We start from the raw sequence: 20,196 nt of genomic DNA on the forward strand, positions 1-20,196 counted from the left end.
AGGGGATGAAGGCTTACAGCATCAAGCGGGCGGCGTTGTGCGTCGCCCTCGGGGCGTGTCTGGGCATGATCGCGCCCAGCGCATTCGCACAGGATGGTTCGGTGGTTGGCCGGCTGGTCACCGATTCGGGCCAGCGCCTGGACGCCGCCACGGTAACCGTGCGCAATCCGGCTACCGGTTTCTCGCGTTCGGTGAAGGCCGACGCCAACGGCAGCTACCGCATTCCACAGTTGCCGGTAGGCACCTATACGCTGGAGGTCGCGGTGGCTGGCGGTACGCCGGCGCAGGTGGGTGAAGTGACGGTGTCGCTTGGCAACGCCACCACGGTCAATGTGCCCGTCTCTGGCATCAGCACGCTGGGTGCCGTGCAGGTGCGCGCGCCACAGGTCATCTCGATGGTCGACGTGACCTCCACCGATTCGTCCATGAACCTCAGCCGCCAGGACATCGAGCGGCTGCCGGTCGACCAGGACCTGAAATCAGTGGCGATGCTGGCCCCGGGCGTGGTCTCGGGCAAAGGCTCGCTGGGTGCGCAGGGCATCTCCTTCGGTGGTTCGTCGGTGGCCGAGAACGCGGTCTACATCGATGGCCTGAACGTGACCGATTTCTACAACCGCGTCGGCTTCTCATCGGCACCGTTCGCGTTCTTCCAGGAATTCCAGGTGAAGACCGGTGGCTACTCGGTGGAGTTCGGCCGTACCACCGGCGGCGTGATCAACGCTGCGACGCGCTCGGGCAGCAACGATTTCCACGCAGGCGTCGAGTACACCTTCGAGCCGCGTGCCTGGCAGTCCAGCAAGAACGATCACTACACCGCTGACGGCACGCCGTACATCATCGGCAGCCAGGACAAGCACACCACCAACCGGCTCAACGTGTGGGGTTCGGGTGCACTGGTACAGGACCGCCTGTTCTTCTTCGGCATGTACGAGATCCGCGACAACCGCGCCCAGTACACCAACAACGATGGCAACGTCTTCAACCAGGGCAGCACCAACGACCCGTTCTGGGGCGGCAAGCTGGACTGGCAGATCAACGACAACCACCGCCTGTCGCTGATGGGATTCTCGGACAAGGACAACTGGGCCTACGACGTCTACGGCTTCGACCTGGCCAAGGGCGAGCCCACTGCCAAGACCAACGAGATCTACACCACCAACGGCGGCAAGAACTGGGCCGCCTCCTACAACGGCCAGCTCACCGAAGGCCTGTCGGTGCGTGCGATGTACGGCAAGAACCAGCGCTATGCGTCGCAGCGCAGCATGACCGACCTGGAATGCAACCGTGTGGTGGCAGAGAGCGGACTGGCTCCGGCAGGCGTACCGCTGGGCTGCACCACCAACTCCACCGTGCAGTCGCGCGTGGATGACCGCGAGCAGGCGCGCCTGGATTTCGAGTGGCAGCTGGGCGCCCATCTGCTGCGCTTCGGTGTGGATCACGAGAAGAACGTGTCCACCTATGACCGCTACTATCCGGGCCCCGGTGCGTTCTACTACAACGTCTACAAGACCACTCCGGGTTCGATCCTGGAGAACGGCGGCGTGGTACCAGCGGGCACTACCGCCTACGTGCGCGCGCGGCGCAATGAAGTAGGGGGGAGTTCGAGAGCACCAATTCGGCGTACTACCTGGAAGACAACTGGTCGGTCACCGACAACCTGCTGCTGAACCTCGGCATCCGCATGGAGACCTTCGACAACAAGGATGCCGAAGGTCGCAGCTACATCAAGATGGACAACATGTGGGCGCCGCGTGCCGGCTTCGCCTGGGACATCAAGGGCGATGGCGCGATGAAGCTGTTCGGCAACATCGGCCGCTACTACCTGCCGGTGGCCAACGTGATCAACATCAAACAGGCCGGTGGGCTGCTTGATGAGCGCACCTATTACGCTTTCAACGGCTGGGACATCCGTGAGATCAATGGCAGCCGCTATGCCGTGCCGCGCACCGGTGCGCAGATCGGGCCGGTGGACAACTCGCAGGGGGATGGCACCGTGGGTGACCTGCGCTCGGAAGTGGACCGTGACATGGATCCGGTCTACCAGGATGAACTGATCCTGGGCTTCCAGCAGATGCTCAACGAGCGTTGGTCCTATGGGGTGCGTGGCATCTACCGCAAGCTGCACAACGCCATCGATGACATGCACATCACGGCCAGCGCGCAGTGCGGCAATGCCGAAGTGGGCTGGGTGATGGCCAATCCGGGCAGGAAGGTCACCGTGTGGGGGGATACCAACTGCGACGGGACCTCCGATGGCTGGCTGACCGTGGACACCAGCAAGGAAGGTTTTGCCCAGTACGATGACCAGGGCAACTACATCGGCCAGATCGGCTGGGACAAGCCGCGTCGCGACTACAAGGCACTGGAACTGCAGCTGGACCGTGGCTGGGACGGCACGTGGGCGATGAATGCCTCGTACACGCTGGCCTACGGGCGCGGCAACGCCGAAGGCCCGGTCAACTCTGATACCGACTTCGCCGATACCGGCCGCACCGAGAACTTCGATGATCCGTGGGTCAACCGCAGGGGCTACGGCTACCTGGCCAATGATCGTCGCCATCAGTTGAAGCTGCGCGGCAGCTATGCGATCACCGAGAACCTGCTGGTCGGCGCCACGCTTGATGCCCGTTCCGGCGGTCCGATCACGGGGTTTGGCGTGGGTAACCCCAGCGGCAACACCAAGCCCTTCCACAGCTACTACATCTGCGTGCAGAACTGCACCTCCAGTGTTCCTTCCGAGCGCGTCTACGAGCATTCCCCGCGCGGAGGCTACGGGCGCATGCCGTGGACCTACGAACTGGGTGCGAACATCACCTGGAACAAGCAGTTCGGCGAGGCCGACCTGAAGGTCAAGCTGTCCATCTACAACCTGACCAACCAGCAGAAGAAGATGTCGGTGGACCAGGAGAAGGAGAACGCCATTGGGCACATCAGCGACACCTTCCTGTGGCCGACCGGCTTCCAGTCGCCGCGCTATGCACAGCTGACCGTAAGCCTGAGCTACTGAGGCACCCTCCCGCGCCATCCCGATGGGTGGCGCGGGGGCTGGGTCACACCCCGTGAGGAACGCCCATGCACCCCCTGCTGATCCTCGCAGCGGCACTGGCCGCACCCTCCGCTTCGGCGGTCGATACCGCATCCATCGATGCCGATGTCGCCGCCGTGGTCCGGCACGAGCACCTGCCCGGGCTGGCCATCGCGGTGGTCGAGAATGGGCGCGTGGTCTATCGCCATGCCGAGGGCGCGCGCGGTGATGGCGGCCGCATTGACGAGGACACGCTGTTCAAGATCGCCTCCAACAGCAAGGCGATGACCGCCGCGCTGTTGGCGCGGCTGGTGCAGCAGCGCAGGCTGCGCTGGGATGATCCGGTGCAGCGCTATCTGCCTGAGTTCCGCATGCACGACGCATGGGTGGGCCAGCAGATGCAGGTGCGCGACCTGCTGATCCACAACAGCGGTCTCGGCCTGGGTGCCGGCGACCTGATGCTGTGGCCGGAACCGAACTCGTTCACCCGCGCCGACATCATTGCCGGACTGGCGCACTTGAAGCCGGTCAGCAGCTTCCGCAGCCACTATGCCTACGACAACCTGATGTACGTGGTGGCCGGCGAAGTAGCCGCTGCGGCCGGTGGCAAACCGTACGACCAGTTGATGCGCGAGCAGGTGTTTGAACCACTCGGCATGACGCGCTGCCAGGTGGGGGCCTGGTCGCTGAAGCGCGTAGGCAACGTCGCGCAGCCACATGCCTGGCGTCGTGATCGCAATGAGGTGGTGAACGCTGACGGTGCCATCAGCCCGGACCTGCCGTCCATGGCTGCCGGAGGCATCCGCTGTTCGCTGCGCGACATGACGCGCTGGATGCAGGTACTGCTTGATCCTGCCGTGGTGCCGGACTGGTTGGACAGTGAACAGCGCCGCACGTTGTGGACATTGCACATGCCGATGCCGCTGGCTGAGCGCCAGCGGCGCTGGGACAACGCGCATTTTTACGGCTACGGCTATGGCTGGCGCGTTTCTGACATGGATGGGCAGTGGAAGGTGGCACACACCGGCACGCTGTCAGGGATGTACTCGTCGCTGGCGCTGCTGCCCGACCGCAAGGTGGGTGTGGTGATGCTGATCAATGGCGAAGGCGAGGATGCGCGTACCGCGTTGATGCAGGCCGCGCTGAAGCGTTTCACCGCAGCGGACGGTGCGCGGCCTGCGATGGAGTACCTGGCCGAATTGAAGGCAGACCAGGCAACGCGGGCGGCGACCGGCCATTCGCGGCCGTCCACTGTTGCGGCGCAGGAGACGAGCCGCACGGATCTGCCGCACTGGCAGGGCCGTTACCGCGATCCGTGGCTGGGCCCGGCCTCACTGTGCCCGGGCGCGGACGGCGGCCTGCACTTCAGCGTGGACAAGTCGCCCCGACTGCAGGCCACGGTGCTGCAGTTGCAGGGGCGTTGGCTGCTGCGCTGGGATACGCTGGGCGAAGACGCACAGGCCTGGCTGCAGCCCGGTGACGGTGCACCGCCCACACTGGACCTGCGTGCCATCGATCCGGACATCGACTTCAGCTATGACTTCCAGGACCTGCATTTCACTCGTACTGGCGACTGCCCTGGCAGCGAGCGCCAGCGCCGCGGAGCCGCCGCGTGTTTCGCCGGCCACTGATGCCGCCAGCGCCGGATTCGTGGAGATCCGCACGTTATCGCCAGGCATCGAGATGGACATCCGCTACGCCGGCGCCAACAACTTCACCGGTGCGCGCGTTCCCGGTTACGAAGCGCCGTCCTGTTACCTGCTGGCGCCGGTGGCGAAGGCATTGGCACAGGTGGAACAGGACCTGCGCGCGGATGGCTTTGGCCTGCGCCTCTACGACTGCTACCGGCCGGTGCGTTCGGTGCAGGCCTTCATGGCCTGGGTGAACGATCCGCGCGAGCGCTCGCGCAAGGCTTTGCAGTACCCGGATCTGGACAAGCCACGGCTGCTGACCGACGGCTACATCGCCGAGCGCTCCGGCCATAGCCGCGGTGCCACGGTGGATCTGGGGCTGCTGGATTGCGGCAGTGGTGCATGTACGCCGTTGGACATGGGCACCGACTTCGATTTCTTTGGGCCACGCGCGCATACGCAGACGAGCGGGCTGAGTGCTGCGCAGCAGGCGAATCGCAAGCAGCTGGTGCAGGCGATGGCACGCCGTGGTTTCGTCAACTATCCGCAGGAGTGGTGGCACTACACCCTGCAGCCCGAACCGGACCCGGGCACCGCATACGACGTCCCCGTGCGGTAGGGACATCGGCAGAGGGGCGCTGCTGTTGGTAGGTGTCGACCTTGGTCGACACGGTAGATCCACACCATGCGTGGATGCTCTTCGTTCAATCATCGGAGTATTCGATTTCGATGGGGATTCATCCACGCATGGCGTGGATCTACCGGGGCTACCGGATTGGGTCCGAGGCAGATCCCTTACACTGGCCGCCATCCCACCGTTGCCCACCCGATGAACCTTCCCCTGCACTTCGGCCTGCTCGGTACCCTCGAAGCGGGCGCCATCGCCCTGCTGGTCGGGCTGCTGGTGTACTTCCTGTGGTCGCAGCTGTGCCGGCTCCTGCACTGGACGGTCGGCCACGCGATCGGCTGGTCGTGCGTGATCTCGGTAGTGATCTCCGCCGGCATCGATGCCTGGAAGCTGTTCTACATGGGCATCGTGCGTCTGGAGTCGCCCCTGTATGCGCGCCTTTTCCTCGCCACCATCCACGATCCGAACGAACTCGGCAGCCGCGTGGTGCTGGAAATCGCCGGTGCGCTCGCCGGTGTTGCCCTCGGCTGGGTGGTGTTCAGTTCGCGGTCATCGGCGCAGAACGTCGACTGACGCAGGTTTTTCGTTCGCTGCCGGTTAAATCAGGCAGCGCTGAATGCGCAGCTTATGAGCCACTCACTTCGTGCTAACCACCGCGCTAAAGCATGCGCGTAGGCGAGTGGTTAATCGTGCGTGTTGACGCCGGTCGCGAGGCAAAATCGATTCAGAAACGCGGTGGCAGGGTAGGTGTCGTGCGGAGACAACACGCCGCGCAACACCACCCAATTGGTAGGAGACACCCCTGATGACTATTCGCAACCGCAAGCCCCTGATCGCCCTGATCGTCGCCGCCGGCAGCGTGCTGGCCATTCCGGCGATGGCCCAGTCGGCCAAGCAGCAGGCCGCGCAGGCACAGAACGAGGCCGCGCAGGCGCAGCAGTCGGCGGCACAGGCAGGGCAGGCGGCTGACCAGGCGACCAACGCGGCCGCAGCGGCTTCGGCACAGGCCAATGGCGGTGGCCAGACCTGGGCCAGCATCGATACCGATGGCAACGGCACCATCAGCAAGACCGAGGCGCAGGTGAACGCAGGCCTGGCCCAGGTGTTCGACCAGGCCGATACCAACAAGGACGGCGAACTGAGCGCCGACGAGTACAAGGCCTACGTGGCCGCGCAGCAGGCCGGTGCGGGTGCCGGCGCGGCACAGGGCCGCTGATCCACGTCTGACTCGGGAAGACCGGTGCATGGGGACCCGGGCGGCTGCGGCCGCCCGGGTTTTTATCGTCACCAGCACCCCTGTATCCTTGTGCGATGAACACCCCCACGCCTGCGCCGTCGCGCGCCATCGGCCTGGTCGGTTTTGACGGTGACGATACGCTGTGGAAGAGCGAGGACTACTACCGCAAGGCCGAGCAGGATTATCTTGACCTGCTGTCGCGCTATGTCGACGTGCATGACACGCAGACCGCGCGCCATCTGCTGGAAGTGCAGCAGCGCCATCTGGGTACCTTCGGTTACGGCGTGAAGAGCATGACGCTGTCGATGATCGAAGCGGCCATCGACATCACCGGCCAGCGCATCGAGGCCAAGGACATCCAGCGCATCCTGGACATCGGCCACGACACCCTGCGCCACCCGGTCGAACTGATCGACGGTGTGCGCGAAGCGGTGGCGGCCATCGCCGAGCACTACCCGGTGGTGCTGATCACCAAGGGCGACCTGTTCCACCAGGAAGCGAAGATCAAGGTCGCCAACCTGGCCGAGCTGTTCCCGCGCATCGAGATCGTCTCCGAGAAGGACCCGGAAACCTACGCCCGCGTGCTGGCCGAATTCGACCTGCCGATGCAGCAGTTCGTGATGGTCGGCAACTCGCTGCGCTCGGACATCGAGCCGGTGGTGACCCTGGGCGGCTGGGGCGTGCATACCCCGTATGCAGTGACCTGGGCACACGAGACCCAGCACGGCGTGGCCGACGACGAACCGCGCATGGTCACCGCCGACACCGCCCACGATTGGCCGGCCGCACTGGCGGCGATCGAGGCCAAGGCCTCGGCGGCGGCCTGACAGGACCCGGCGGCTGCGGCAGAATCGTGGCATGAACGTCCGACTGCGCGCGCTGTTGTTGTCCCTGCTGCTGGTGCCGGCCACCGTGCTGGCCCAGCAGACCGCCGAGCGTTCGGCGGCCTACACGGTGGAAACCGGTGACCGCTGGGTCGATGCCCAGCTGCAGGACATCAACCACTACGCCGAACGCTACCCCGACGCCTTCCTCGACGAAGTGTCGCGCTATGCCGGCGTACCGCGCGGCTACATCAGCGCGCTGTTCACCACCCATGGCTGGCAGGCCGGGGATATCTACTTCGCCTGCTTCTGGGCCAAGGCCAGCGGCCAGACCTGCCGCGACAGCGTGCGCGCCTTCAGCCAGGACCCGGAGGGCGGCTGGGAGGCGGTGGTGAAGCGCATGCCGGCCAAGCCGGACAACCTGCACTACCGCGCGCTGCGCCACGCCATCGTGGCCAGCTACCAGCACTGGGACCGGCCGATCACCCTGGATGCCACCCTGAGGCGCCAGCTCAAGCGGTAGTGCCGGCCGCTGGCCGGCAACTGCACCCTCCCAGGCATCCCGAGGTTGCCGGCCAGCGGCCGGCACTACCGATTTCCTTCATGTTGCTCTGCATATCGCCGCGGCCCCGCGCTCCGGCGACAATACGGGTTCGAGCTGTTCCCCGTTCCCGTAATCGAGTGACTGATGAGCGCCTCTTTCGTTTCGCCTGATGTGATCCGCCGCCTGTTCGCGCAGGCCATGTCCCGCATGTACCGCACCGAAGTGCCGCTGTACGGCACGCTGGTGGAACTGGTGGAGCGGATCAACGCGCAGGTGCTTGACCAGGACCCTGCGCTGGCCGCACAGCTGCAGCGCAACGACGAGCGTGCGCGCCTGGATGAAGAGCGCCACGGCGCGATCCGCGTTGGTACCGTGCAGGAACTGGCCACGCTGCGCCGCCTGTTCGCGGTGATGGGCATGTACCCGGTGGGCTACTACGACCTGTCGGTGGCTGGCGTGCCGGTGCACTCAACCGCGTTCCGCCCGCTCACCGGCGCCGCGCTGGCGCAGAACCCGTTCCGCGTGTTCACCTCGCTGCTGCGCCTGGAGCTGATCGAAGACGAAGCGCTGCGTGCCGAATCGGCAAAGATCCTTGCACGTCGCCGCATCTTCACCGAGGGCGCGCTGGCGCTGATCGAGCAGGCCGAGCGTGACGGCGGGCTGTCGCAGGCCGATGCCGAGCGCTTCGTCGATGAAGCACTGGAAACCTTCCGCTGGCACGGCGATGCCACCGTCGATCTGCCGACCTACCACGCGCTGCACAACGCGCATCGGCTGGTGGCCGACGTGGTCAGTTTCCGTGGCCCGCACATCAACCACCTGACCCCGCGCACGCTGGATATCGACGCGGCGCAGGCGGCGATGATCGAGCATGGCATGGCCGCCAAGGCGGTGATCGAAGGCCCGCCGCGCCGTGCCTGCCCGATCCTGCTGCGGCAGACCAGCTTCAAGGCACTGGAAGAAGCCGTGCAGTTCCCGGACAGTGAGGGTGGTGATGCCGGCACCCACACCGCGCGCTTCGGCGAGATCGAACAGCGTGGCCTTGCGCTGACCCCGAAGGGCCGCGCGCTCTACGACCAGCTGCTGTCGCAGGCACGCGATGCCGGTGGCGAAGGCAGCACCGGCGGCGACTACGGCCAGCGCCTGCAGGCGGTGTTCGCCAGCTTCCCGGATGACCATGACACGCTGCGCCAGGAAGGCCTGGGCTATTACCGCTACCAGCTGACCGATGCCGGCCGCGCCGCGCCGGAGCGCGTGGCCGATCTGCCGGCTGAAGTACTGGTGGCCGCGGGCCTGGCCACGGCCGACCCGATCGTCTACGAGGATTTCCTGCCGGTCAGCGCCGCAGGCATCTTCCAGTCGAACCTGGGCGGTGAAGAACAGCGCGCCTATGCCGCACACGCTAACCGCGAGGCCTTCGAGCAGGCGCTGGGCGTGGCAGTGAATGACGAGTTCGAGATCTACGAGCGGCTGCAGGCCGAATCGCTGGCGAGCCTGCGCACCGCGTGAAGGTAGAGCCGGCCGCTGGCCGGCTGTTCTGGGGAGCCGGCCAGCGGCCGGCTCTACCCGATGTCCGTGCCTGGGGTCATGGCGCTGCCCTCTGTAGAGCCGAGCCATGCTCGGCTGCCCAGGAAAGCAGTCGAGCATGGCTCGACTCTACAAAAGCGGGTTTCAGCCCTTCATCGTGCCGGTATCCAGCCAGCGCTGGTGCCACGACAACGCTTCCGGCAGCAGGTGCGGGGTGTGCTTGCCGTAGCTCTCGCGGCTGGCGCGGTCGAAGTAATCCTGCAGCTGCGGGCGGAAATCCGGGTGCGCGCAGTTGTCGATCAGCACCTGAGCGCGCTTGCGCGGGGTCAGGCCACGCAGGTCGGCCAAGCCCTGTTCGGTGACGATCACCGACACGTCGTGTTCGGTGTGGTCCACGTGGCTGGCCATCGGCACGATCGCCGAGATGGTGCCGTTCTTCGCGGTGGACGGGCTCAGGAACGCCGACAGGAAACCGTTGCGGGCAAAGTCACCGGAACCGCCGATGCCGTTCATGATCCGCGTGCCCATCACGTGCGTCGAATTGACGTTGCCGTAGATGTCCACCTCGATCATGCCGTTCATGCCGATGCAGCCGAGGCGGCGCACCAGTTCCGGATGGTTGGAGATCTCCTGCGTGCGCATGATGATGCGCTCGCGGTAGAAATCGATGTTCTCCTTGAACGTCTCGTTGGCCTGCGGGCTCAGCGCGAAGCCGGTGCACGAGGCATAGCTCAGCACGCCGTCGCGCAGCAGGTCGAGCATGCCGTCCTGGATCACTTCGGTGAACGCGGCCAGGTCGCGGAAGCCGCTCTTGGCCAGGCCGGCCAGCACCGCGTTCGGAATATTGCCCACGCCCGACTGCAGCGGCAGCAGGTTCGGCGGCAGACGGCCCTTCTTCACTTCATGCTTGAGGAACTCGATCAGGTGCGAAGCGATCTGCTCGCTGGTCGCATCGATCGGGCTGAACGGGCTGTTGCGGTCCGGGCCGTTGGTGCGCACCACGGCCACGATCTTGTCCGGGTCGCAGCGCAGCGCGGTGTCGCCGATGCGGTCGTTGGCGTTCACCAGCGGAATCGGCTTGCGGTGCGGCGGCAGCGCGGTGCCGTAGTAGATGTCATGCATGCCGTCGACGCCGGCCGGCTGCCATTCGTTGACCTCGACGATCACCTTCTTGGCCAGGTCCAGCCAGGTCTTGTTGTTGCCGACCGAGGTGGAGGGCACCAGCGAACCGTCTTCGCGGATGGCCGAGACTTCGATCACGGCGGTATCGATCTCGCCATAGAAACCGAACCACACGTGCTGGGCCACGTGGCTGAGGTGGATGTCGATGTAATCCAGCTTGCCCTCGTTGATGCGGTTGCGCGCATCCGGGTCGCTCTGGAACGGCATGCGCATGGCGATGCCATCGGCCTTGGCCAGCGCGCCATCGAGTTCCGGCGCGGTGGAGGCGCCAGTCATCAGGCTGATCTGGAAGGGCTGGCCCTGGGCATGCACCGCCTCGATGCGGCGGGCCAGTTCGACGGGAACAGCCTTGGGATACCCGGAGCCGGTAAAGCCGCTCATGGCCACGGTTTCACCGGGCTGGATCAGCGCGGCTGCGGCCTCTGCGGAGACCACGCGGTCACGAAGACGCGCGTTGGCGATGCGATCAACAGACATGACGACACGTGTTGCTGGGGGGAATTCCGATTATCGGCCATCCTCATCCGTACGGGGGGTTCTACCTTCGTGGAATGGCTTTTCCCGCAGGGGTCACCCAAACCCGCCGGTTTTGTTTTGCAGTGCAGCGTGCAAAGTGCTTTCGCAGCCCGCACGATGGACCTGCATCCCGACGTGGGGGAGGGAGCAGAGCCCGCTGGCAGTTCGCTGCAAGCGGGCTTTTTTATTGCCTGTCGTCCAGTATGAATACGCGGTCTCCATTATCGGTAGTGCCGGCCGCTGGCCGGCAACCCCAGTAACCTTCGGCAGGATCATCGGATCTGCCGGCCAGCGGCCGGCACTACCGGGTCCGTTGCGTCCCGGCCGGGTCGATACAATCAGCCCATGAGCCTCGCCACCGCTGACCTGCCCGCCACCCTGCAGCCTCTTGTCGACCGCGCCTTGGCGCGCCTGGCCCAGGTCCTGCCCGAGCCCATCCCGGCCAACCTGCTGCCGTTGCTGACCCGGCTGGCGGTGAGCAGCGACTTCGCGCTGGACACCCTGGTGCGGCAACCGGCCTTGCTGGCACAGCTGGACGCGCCCGGCTGCCCGCCGATCCCGGCGCCGGTGCTCGATCCGCTGCAGCCCAGCGACTGGCCGGCGCAGATCCGGCGCTGGCGCACGGCAATGTCCACACGGCTGATCTGGCGTGACCTGACCGGTCTGGACGACGTGGCGCAGACTCTGGCCGGTGCCACCGCTTTGGCCGAAGACTGCCTGCGGCTGGCGCTGGACGCCCTGCAGCAGGAATTCGCCCAGCGTCACGGCGTCATCGCCGATGAACACGGCATCCCGCAGCAGCTGGTGGTGTTCGGCCTTGGCAAGCTGGGCGGTGGCGAGCTCAACTTCAGTTCCGATGTGGACCTGGTCTACGCCTATCCGCAGGGCGGTGAATCCGATGGACCGCGTCCGTTGGCGGCGGAAGAATATTTCGCCCGTCTCGGCCAGCGCCTGGCCAAGCTGCTGGATGAAACCACCGTCGATGGCTTCAGCCACCGCGTCGACCTGCGCCTGCGTCCGTTCGGCAGCGCCGGCCGCGTTGCACTCTCGTTCGCGGCGATGGATCAGTATTTCCAGCGCGAGGGCCGTGATTGGGAGCGCTATGCCTGGCTGAAGGCGCGCGCGGTGGCCGGCGATATCGAGGCCGGTGAGGCGTGGCTGCAGACCCTGCGCCCGTTCGTGTACCGCCGCTACCTGGATTTCACCGCGCTAGACGGCCTGCGCGAAATGAAGGCGGCCATCACCGCTGAAGTCGCACGCCGCGAACTGCACGACGACATCAAGCGCGGTGCCGGTGGCATCCGCGAGATCGAATTCCTGTGCCAGGCGCTGCAGCTGATCCGCGGTGGTCGCGAACCGGCATTGCGCGAGCGTCGGCTGCTGGTGGCGCTGGACGCACTGGTGGCCGCCGGGCAGATCGCGCCCGAGGATGGCAGCGCGCTGCGCGAGGCCTACCTGTTCCTGCGGCGCCTGGAAAACCGCCTGCAGATGCTGCGTGACGCGCAGACTCACGTGCTGCCCAGCGAAGCACTTGACCGCGAACGCATCGCTGTTGGGCTCGGCTACCCGGACTGGGAGGTGCTGCGCGCGGCACTGGCCGTGCAGCAGCAGCGGGTCAGTACCGAATTCGCCGCGTTGCTGGCACCGCGCAAGGGCCAGGCCGCGCCCGATGCGCTGGCCAACTACTGGCGCAGCCTGCCCGAAGGCAGCAACGCACCGCTGCTGGCCGAAGCCGGTTTCCTCGATGCCAACGGCGCTGACCAGTCGCTGCGCGACTTCGCCCAGGGCACCGGCGTGAAGTCGTTGTCCGATGCCGCGCGTGCGCGGCTGGATCGCGTACTGCCCGCGCTGCTGCATGCGGCCACGCGTTCGCCGCAGCCGGATGCAGCGCTCAAGCGCGTGCTCGGCCTGCTGCAGGCGGTGCTGCGCCGGACGAGCTATCTCGCCTTGCTGGACGAACAGCCCAGCGCACTGGCGCGGTTGGTGGACGTGCTGGCGCGCAGCGCGCTGCTGGCCGAACGGTTGGCGGCGTATCCGCTGCTGCTGGACGAACTGCTGGACGTGCGCGTGTCCGGGCCGATGCCCGATGCCGCCGGCATGCTGGCGGAGTGCCAACAGGTACTGGCGGTGGAAGATCCGGAATCCGCACTGCGCTGGCTCAATGAAACGCGGCTGGCACTCAGCTTCCGCATGGCGATGGCCACGCTGGATGGCCGCCAGGGTGCGGTGGACAGCACGCGGCAACTGGCCGAGCTGGCGCAGGCCGTGGTGGTCACCGTGTTGGCGATGGCCGAAGCGGACATGCATGCCGCACACGGCGAGATTCCCGGCGGGCGCTTCGCGATCATCGGCTACGGCAGCCTTGGTGGGCTTGAGCTGGGCTTCGGTTCCGACCTGGACCTGGTGTTCCTGCACGACAACCCGGCCGGCGTAGATGCCAGCGATGGTGCACGGCCGCTGGAGCCGGGGCGCTGGTACGCACGCCTTGCGCAGAAGGTGATGGCGCTGCTCGGTGCGGTCACCGCCGCCGGGCGCCTGTACGACATCGACGTGCGCCTGCGCCCGGATGGCGGCAAGGGTTCGCTGGTGTCTTCGTTGGCCAGTTACACCGAATACCAGCGCGAACGCGCGTGGACCTGGGAACACCAGGCGCTGGTGCGCGCGCGTGGCGTGGCCGGCGATGCCAGCCTGCTGGCCGACTTCGAGCAGGTGCGTGCGCAGACGCTTGGGCGTGAGCGCGACACGGGTGTGCTGTACGCGGACGTGCTGAAGATGCGCGGCCGCATGCGCACCGAACTGGATCGCAGCGATGCCGCGCGACTGGACCTGAAGCAGGGCGCGGGCGGCGTGGTGGACCTGGAGTTCCTGCTGCAGACCGGCGTGTTGGCGCACAGTGCGCAGCATGCGGCGCTGCTGCAGCCTCGCGATACGCCGTCGTTGATCGATGCGCTGGCCGTTGCCGGTTTCCTGCCGGAAGGCACGGCGCAGGCATTGCATGGAGCACATGCCACGTTGCTGGATGTTGGCCTCGCCTGCACGCTGGATCGACGTCCGCGACTGGCACCGACCACGCCCGCGATTGAGGAGGCATGTGCAGCGATTACGGCAGCGTGCATCGCCGCGGAGCTGCCATTCGCCTGAGTGGGTGCAAATGCTGCAACAACTTTGGGTGGGTACCGACCGTTGGTCGGCACAATCTGTCGGCAGCGATGAGTTCTGCTGGGCGTGCCGACCAACGGTCGGCACCCACCGGATCATTGGCCGGCGATGGCCTGCTGTTGGTAGATGCCAACCTTGGTTGGCATGAATGCAAAGCGCCAACCAAGGTTGGCAGCTACCAGATCAATGGCTCGGCGATGGTCGCCGTTGGTAGGTGCCGACCGTTGGTCGGCACAATCTGTCGGCAGCGATGAACGCTGAAGGAGCGTGCCGACCAACGGTCGGCACCCACCGGGTTCAAGGTGTGTGCCAACCAAGGTTGGCACCTACCAGAGCAATGGCGGTCAGCTGGTGGCGCGCAGCGGCGCCATCTTCCACAACAGTGCGCGGAACGGGGCCAGCAGGCAGACGCCGATCGCCAGCTTCACCGCCAGGTCGCCGGCAGCCCAGCTCACCCACGGCAGGGTCGAACCGGCAAACGCGATCGACCAGAAAATGGTGGTATCCACCGTGGCGCTGCAGGTGGTGGCCACCATCGGTGCGCGCCACCAGCTGCCACGGCGCAGGCGGTCGAACACGGTGATGTCCAGCAGCTGGGCCACGATGAAGGCCGAGCACGAGGCAATGGCGATGCGCGGGGTGGCCACCCAGATCGACAGCAGCACCGCCACCGCGAAACCGATCCACGCCACGCGGCGGGCGGGGCCCGGGCCGAAGCGGCGGTTGATCAGGTTGCTGACCAGGAACGCGACCGGATAGCTGAAGGCACCCCAGGTCAGCCAATCGTTGATCGGGTACTGCACCAGTACGTTGGACAGCAGCACCACCGCGCCCATGGCCAGTACCGCCAGCACCAGGGCGCGGGCGGTCAACGGGGCAAACACAGGGGCAGGACGCACGGACATGGCGAGCCAGGAGGACAAAGGGGATCGCCCATTATCCGCCCGGCCCGCGGCAATGCCAAAACCGGCCGTTCAGCTTTACAGCGTTTCGCTCATCACATCGCCGGCGGCATAGGCGGTCGGCACATAGGCCAGCGCCTGGCCCTGCGCGCTCTTCACGGTCCAGCCAGCACCCGCGTCGGTCGGGTCGAAGCGCACCTGCTGGCCGACGACGAAGCCGGCAATCGGGTCATCGCCTGCAGCCGCCGGCCATTGCAGCGTTGCGGTCTGGTCGGCCTTGCCGGGCACCTGCAGGTGCACCTGGCGATCACCGGCTGGCGTGGTGGCGACCTGCTTCACTTCCATCGGTGGCAGCGGCACCGCCGGCGTGCGTGCGGCGACCTTGTCGTTGCGCTCGCTGGCCTTGAACGGGGCCTTGGACAGTTCGGCCAGTCCCATCGACGTGGCCAACGGAATCGACAGCACGATCAGCGACGTGACCAGCACGCTGGTCTGGCCGCTGTTCAACTGCGGCGCGGCGCCGGCATGGACGGTGGGCACCGCCAGCGCCGAAAGCAGCAGGGCAGTGGCGGGAACGCGCAGGCAACGGAACATGGAGACCTCCTGGTCAGGCTGGGAACGGCGGCTCAGCGCCGGGTATCGAAGATGTCGCGCGGGCCGGTGGCCTCGGGCAGGTATTCCAGCGGGCGGCCCTGGTTGTCCTTCAGCTGCCAGCCCTGGTCGGCGCCGGTCGGTTCGAAGTTCACGGTCTGGCCCACGGTGAACTGCACGGCGGGATCGCCGATGCCGCGCGGGTACTGCATCGATGCGGTGTTCTGCGGGTCGTTGGCATCGCGCAGCAGCACTTCGCGGCGGCCATCCACGGTGGTGGCGATCGCACTCACCTGCATCTGCGGCAGCTTGAGCTGCTGCGAGCGGGCCAGCGGCTGGCCAGCGTCGGCGGCATCCTGGGCTTCCTTCGCCGCCGCCGCGCGGGCCGACGTCACCATCTGTGTGGACATCTCCAGGCTCGGTCCCTGCGGGCCCGGGTCGTGGATGATCACGATGCGGCGCTCTGCATGAGCGGCCGTGGACCAGGCCAGGCTTGCGACGATCAGCATCGGCATCAGGACGGCGGGCAGGGTACGCATGTCGTTCTCCTTGCTGGATTCAGGGCGTGGCGGCGGCAGCACCAGCTACCGGCACGTGAGGGATCACCAGTTCCTGCTGCAGCTGGCTGCGCTGGTGCAGGAAATCGAACACCGATTCCACCGTCACCACCGAATAGTTGCCGGAGATGCGCTCGCCGGCCGGATGGTCGGTGGTGGTGGCGTTGGCCACGAACAGGCGCGCTCCCACGCGCTTGCCGAGGCCGATATGCAGCACGCTGGGCTGGTACTTCTGCTGGCGCAGCCACTGCTGCGCCTGTTCGCGCTTGACGATGGCCGGCGCGCCTTCGGCCTGTGCCATCGCCGCGGCCAGCACTTCCAGCACCCACTGGTTGGAGTTCTGGTAGTCGGTGGCAAACGGGTGGGCAACCACGTTGTATTTGGTTTCGTGCAGCGCCTTCGGCTGGATCGACGGCGACACCAGCATCGCCTTCAATGCAGCACGCAGCGGCGCCGACGGCACGCCGATGCGCAGGTCGGTATGGCCGCCGCTCTCGCCGACGAAGTTGCCGAGGCCTTCGTGGTACAGCTGCGAGCTGTCGGTCTTGCAGCGGTTGAGCAGGTGCATCGCGCGCCAGCGGCCGTCGTCCTCGCGCAGCAGGAAGGCCAGGTGGCTGTGGCGCAGGCCGTATCGGCTCAGGTCCTGGCCACCGCGCGCGGCGATCACCACGTCCACATCGGGCAGCGCATCGAGACGCTCGGCGGTGGTCCAGGCCACGTCCAGCATCGCCGCCTGCGCGGCCACGCTCGGGTAGCGCTCGCGGCATTCGGTGCTGTTGGCCCAGGCCGGTGCAGTCGCCAGCAGGCTGGCGATCAGCAGCGCGGCGCGGGGCAGGCGGGAAAAACGATCCATGTCGATACCTTCAACGGCGGGCAGGCCCGCGCGCCGATCATACGCCGGTCAGCGCAGCGGGCGGTCCAGGCCCTTGCGCTGGAGTTCCTTGTCGCAGGCGTCGCTGATCGGGGCCACCGGCAGCGGCGGGCGCTGGCCCTTCGGATCGCGCAGCGCCGGTTGTTCGCGGTACGCGTCCAACTGCTGCTGGCATTGATACGAAATCGGATCCAGCTCGGTGGGCGTGGTGGAGCAGGCCGCGAGCAGGGCCAGGGGCAGCAGGAGCAGGGTGCGCATGAAGACGTTCAGAGTGATGGGGGACGCTGGACTCTAACCGCGTAGCCGGATCGAAATGTTCAGAAATCGCTGCGCGGTCGGGTAGTGCCGGCCGCTGGCCGGCAACGATAGGGTGTTCGGTAATGGGTACAGCGTTGCCGGCCAGCGGCCGGCACTACCCCAATGCCAGGCGCTGCTTCACCTCTGCCGCCACCCGCGCGGTCTCGCGCAGTGGCTCGATGCGGTCGTACTGCCAGTCCAGCCAGTGCGCCTGCAGCCGGCCGCGCTCGCGCAGCTGCTGCTGGAAGCGCGCCAGCCGCCCCTGCACGGTATCGGCCAGCGCCACCATCACCGGCATGCGCGTGGCGCAGGCTTCAGAACAGCAGGTTCACCGAATCGGGCGAGACCACCACGCGGTTGGCCCAGCCGAGCAGGCCGCCATAAGGATTCGTACCGTCGCCGCCGTCGCCCCAGATCACGTGCGGCAGGTCGGCGAACGTCGCGCGCAGGATCTCGGCCAAGGCCGGTGGCGTGCGCCGCGAAGTCGTGGCCAGCAGGCTGCCGCCCTCGCTGCGGATCTGCTCGGCCAGCGCCTGGAACACGCCCACCATCGCGGTCTCGTCCCAGGGCGCCAGCGGCGTCGGACCGCCCACCAGCAGCGCGGTGCGCGGGCCGGGCAGGGTACTGAAGCCAGCGAACGCGGCGCGGCCCCAGGCCAGCCAGTCATCGTCCACCGGGTTGAGGCTGCCGAGCAGGGTCAGCACGTTGCTGCCACGCAGGGCATCGTGTTCGGGCACCACCACCATGTCCCAGTGGCGGGCATTGATGCGCGGGTCGAGGATCTGCACCACCTGGCTGCCACGTGCGCGCAGCACGCGCAGTGCGCCGGCGGCCTGGCGGCCACAGCCGATCGCCAGCGGCGGTGCGTCTGCGGCCAGCGTCGCGAATGCCTCGCCGTAGCCGTTCACATCACCGGGCAGCCTCCGCGGCGACAGCCAGCGCCAGGGTGCGCGGGGCTGCAGGACCAGCGGGCGATGGGTGCCCTGGCGCAGCGCAGAGGCCAGCGCGACCGCCTGGCGGACATTGCCGGCACGGCCGTCCGTGACCGTCCAGGGCGCACTCGATCGTTTCACCTGTGGCATTAATTCGTTTCAGCCCTGCTGGGTGTTGCAACAGTCGCGACACTCTACACTGCGGCTCGTCGTTTCGCCCCGCGCCGCCCGCGGGCACTGACTTCCCTTAGCCGCCCTGGAGATCCACCGATGTCCCACGCGCTCGACGCTGCTGCCCTCGACCAGCTGTTCCGTACTGCCCGCACCCAGAACGCTTTCCTCGACAAGCCGGTCCCGGCCAGCCTGCTGCAGGAACTGTATGACCTGGTGAAGTGGGGCCCGACCGCCGCCAACACCACGCCGGCCCGCTTCGTCTTCGTCACCTCGAAGGAAGCCAAGGCCAAGCTGGCCCCGGCCCTGTCCGAAGGCAACCACGACAAGACCATGGCCGCCCCGGTCACCGTCATCATCGGCTTCGACCTGGACTTCCACGAGAAGCTGCCGTACCTGTTCCCGCACACCGATGCCAAGGCCTGGTTCGACGGCCCGCAGGAAGGCCGCCACGAAGCCGCCATCCGCAACGGCAGCCTGCAGGGCGCCTACCTGATCCTGGCCGCACGCGCGCTGGGCCTGGATGCCGGCCCGATGTCGGGCTTCGATGCGGCCAAGGTGGATGAAGCCTTCTTCGCCGGCACTTCCATCAAGTCGAATTTCCTGGTCAACCTGGGTTACGGTGACCCGGCGGGCCTGTTCCCGCGTCTGCCGCGCCTGTCGTTCGACGAAGCGGCGCGCATCGCGTAAGTCGCTGTATCGGTTTCGGGCCTGCCGTCCCGTGGCAGGCTCTTGCTGCACCGTGTACCCACCCTACGATCCGGAGAGTTCCTCAGATGAGCGCCACCCGTAAACTGCTGCTGCCGCTGGCCCTGACCCTGGCCATCGCCGCCTGCTCCAAGCCGGCCGATACCGCTGCCCCGGCTGCTGACGCCGCCGCCCCGGCCACCACCGAACAGGCCGCCACCCCGGCTGCCGATGCCGCTGCCGCCGCGCCGGCCGCCGAAGCGATCCAGATCGCCTCGGGCACCTACAAGCTGGACCCGACCCACACCGACGTGCTGGCCCAGTGGAGCCACTTCGGCTTCTCCAACCCCAGCGCGCACTTCGGCAACGTCGAAGGCACCCTGGTGTACAACGCCGAAGACGTGACCAAGTCCACCGTGGAAGTGAAGCTGCCGCTGAGCGGCCTGAACAGCTTCACCGCCAAGTTCGACGAGCACCTGAAGAGCGCCGACTTCTTCGACGCCGCCAAGTTCGCCGATGCCACCTTCAAGAGCACCAAGGTGGAAGCGGCCGGCACCAACAAGCTGACCGTCACCGGTGACCTGACCATCAAGGGCATCACCAAGCCGGTCACCTTGGACGTGACCGTCAACGGCGGTGGCGAGCACCCGATGGCCAAGGTTCCGGCGGCTGGCTTCGATGCCACCACCACCCTGAAGCGCAGCGATTTCGGCGTCGGCGCCTATGCCCCGAACGTCAGCGATGAAGTGAAGATCCGCATCACCACCGAAGCCACCGGCGAAAAGCCGGCTGCTTGATGCACCCCACTCACTCGTCGTGAGAAGGCAGAAGGCCCGCTGAAAAGCGGGCCTTCTTTTTGGGGCGTGGGGGATGCCTTGGTAGATGCCAACCTTGGTTGGCACACGAGCACTCCGC

Annotated in this window: 16 protein-coding genes and 2 pseudogenes; 11 read left to right on the forward strand and 7 right to left on the reverse strand. The window is 66.7% G+C overall.

Annotation, left to right across the window (positions count from 1 at the left end):
- Positions 1-5: 5 nt before the first annotated feature.
- The 8 genes and pseudogenes from ACZK3W_RS01730 to hglS all read left to right on the forward strand — a co-directional run bounded on the left by ACZK3W_RS01730 (position 6) and on the right by hglS (position 9,398).
- Positions 6-3,007 (forward strand): annotated as a pseudogene (locus ACZK3W_RS01730) (TonB-dependent receptor).
- Positions 3,008-3,072: 65 nt separating this feature from the next.
- Complete coding sequence (locus ACZK3W_RS01735) at positions 3,073-4,656, forward strand: serine hydrolase domain-containing protein (protein ID WP_478450345.1); 1,584 nt, start codon at positions 3,073-3,075, stop codon at positions 4,654-4,656.
- Complete coding sequence (locus ACZK3W_RS01740) at positions 4,562-5,275, forward strand: M15 family metallopeptidase (RefSeq protein ID WP_125895881.1); 714 nt, start codon at positions 4,562-4,564, stop codon at positions 5,273-5,275. Before ACZK3W_RS01735 ends, ACZK3W_RS01740 begins: the two co-directional genes overlap by 95 nt.
- 210 nt (positions 5,276-5,485) lie before the next feature.
- On the forward strand, positions 5,486-5,857 hold the full coding sequence (locus tag ACZK3W_RS01745; protein ID WP_368851534.1) for a hypothetical protein: 372 nt from the start codon (positions 5,486-5,488) through the stop codon (positions 5,855-5,857).
- A gap of 232 nt (positions 5,858-6,089) precedes the next feature.
- Positions 6,090-6,500, forward strand: a complete 411-nt coding sequence (locus tag ACZK3W_RS01750) for an EF-hand domain-containing protein (RefSeq protein ID WP_004139214.1) — start codon at positions 6,090-6,092, stop codon at positions 6,498-6,500.
- A gap of 95 nt (positions 6,501-6,595) precedes the next feature.
- Positions 6,596-7,348, forward strand: a complete 753-nt coding sequence (locus ACZK3W_RS01755; RefSeq protein ID WP_253144920.1) for an HAD family hydrolase — start codon at positions 6,596-6,598, stop codon at positions 7,346-7,348.
- Between the two features lie 31 nt (positions 7,349-7,379).
- Positions 7,380-7,868: a hypothetical protein gene (locus tag ACZK3W_RS01760; protein ID WP_478058079.1), complete on the forward strand. Its 489-nt coding sequence runs from the start codon at positions 7,380-7,382 to the stop codon at positions 7,866-7,868.
- A 165-nt stretch (positions 7,869-8,033) separates the two neighbouring features.
- Positions 8,034-9,398, forward strand: a complete 1,365-nt coding sequence (gene hglS / locus ACZK3W_RS01765; protein WP_478450346.1) for a 2-oxoadipate dioxygenase/decarboxylase HglS — start codon at positions 8,034-8,036, stop codon at positions 9,396-9,398.
- Between the two features lie 162 nt (positions 9,399-9,560).
- Here the strand turns inward: hglS and ACZK3W_RS01770 are convergent, their stop codons facing one another.
- Positions 9,561-11,075 carry an acetyl-CoA hydrolase/transferase family protein gene (locus ACZK3W_RS01770; RefSeq protein ID WP_012509864.1) on the reverse strand — a complete coding sequence of 505 codons (1,515 nt, stop codon included), beginning with the start codon at positions 11,073-11,075 and terminating at the stop codon, positions 9,561-9,563.
- 384 nt (positions 11,076-11,459) lie between these two features.
- On the opposite strand from ACZK3W_RS01770, the gene glnE reads away from it, so the two are divergent.
- Positions 11,460-14,255, forward strand: a complete 2,796-nt coding sequence (glnE, locus tag ACZK3W_RS01775) for a bifunctional [glutamate--ammonia ligase]-adenylyl-L-tyrosine phosphorylase/[glutamate--ammonia-ligase] adenylyltransferase (protein ID WP_478450347.1) — start codon at positions 11,460-11,462, stop codon at positions 14,253-14,255.
- Between the two features lie 362 nt (positions 14,256-14,617).
- Here the strand turns inward: glnE and ACZK3W_RS01780 are convergent, their stop codons facing one another.
- The 6 genes and pseudogenes from ACZK3W_RS01780 to ACZK3W_RS01805 all read right to left on the reverse strand — a co-directional run bounded on the left by ACZK3W_RS01780 (position 14,618) and on the right by ACZK3W_RS01805 (position 18,573).
- Positions 14,618-15,178, reverse strand: a complete 561-nt coding sequence (locus ACZK3W_RS01780; protein ID WP_087921316.1) for a queuosine precursor transporter — start codon at positions 15,176-15,178, stop codon at positions 14,618-14,620.
- A gap of 75 nt (positions 15,179-15,253) precedes the next feature.
- Positions 15,254-15,769, reverse strand: coding sequence for a hypothetical protein (locus ACZK3W_RS01785; RefSeq protein WP_478450348.1), 516 nt, complete (start codon positions 15,767-15,769; stop codon positions 15,254-15,256).
- 32 nt (positions 15,770-15,801) lie between these two features.
- Entirely contained in the window at positions 15,802-16,305 is a 504-nt protein-coding gene (locus ACZK3W_RS01790; RefSeq protein ID WP_478450349.1) for a hypothetical protein, read from the reverse strand.
- Positions 16,306-16,324: 19 nt separating this feature from the next.
- Positions 16,325-17,176 (reverse strand): DUF2145 domain-containing protein, encoded by an 852-nt coding sequence (locus tag ACZK3W_RS01795; RefSeq protein WP_478450350.1) that lies wholly within the window; start codon positions 17,174-17,176, stop codon positions 16,325-16,327.
- 48 nt (positions 17,177-17,224) lie between these two features.
- A complete protein-coding gene (locus ACZK3W_RS01800; protein ID WP_125895960.1) occupies positions 17,225-17,452 on the reverse strand; it encodes a hypothetical protein in 228 nt (75 codons plus the stop codon).
- Between the two features lie 154 nt (positions 17,453-17,606).
- Positions 17,607-18,573 (reverse strand): annotated as a pseudogene (locus ACZK3W_RS01805) (mitochondrial fission ELM1 family protein).
- Between the two features lie 120 nt (positions 18,574-18,693).
- On the opposite strand from ACZK3W_RS01805, the gene ACZK3W_RS01810 reads away from it, so the two are divergent.
- Both ACZK3W_RS01810 and ACZK3W_RS01815 read left to right on the forward strand, forming a co-directional pair.
- The gene (locus tag ACZK3W_RS01810; RefSeq protein ID WP_049457907.1) at positions 18,694-19,284 is read left to right on the forward strand and encodes a malonic semialdehyde reductase; all 591 of its coding nucleotides are present in this window, start codon (positions 18,694-18,696) and stop codon (positions 19,282-19,284) included.
- A gap of 86 nt (positions 19,285-19,370) precedes the next feature.
- Positions 19,371-20,078: a YceI family protein gene (locus ACZK3W_RS01815; RefSeq protein ID WP_012509871.1), complete on the forward strand. Its 708-nt coding sequence runs from the start codon at positions 19,371-19,373 to the stop codon at positions 20,076-20,078.
- Positions 20,079-20,196 lie beyond the last annotated feature (118 nt).

The sequence above is a fragment of the Stenotrophomonas sp. 80084_Sma genome (assembly GCF_056481995.1).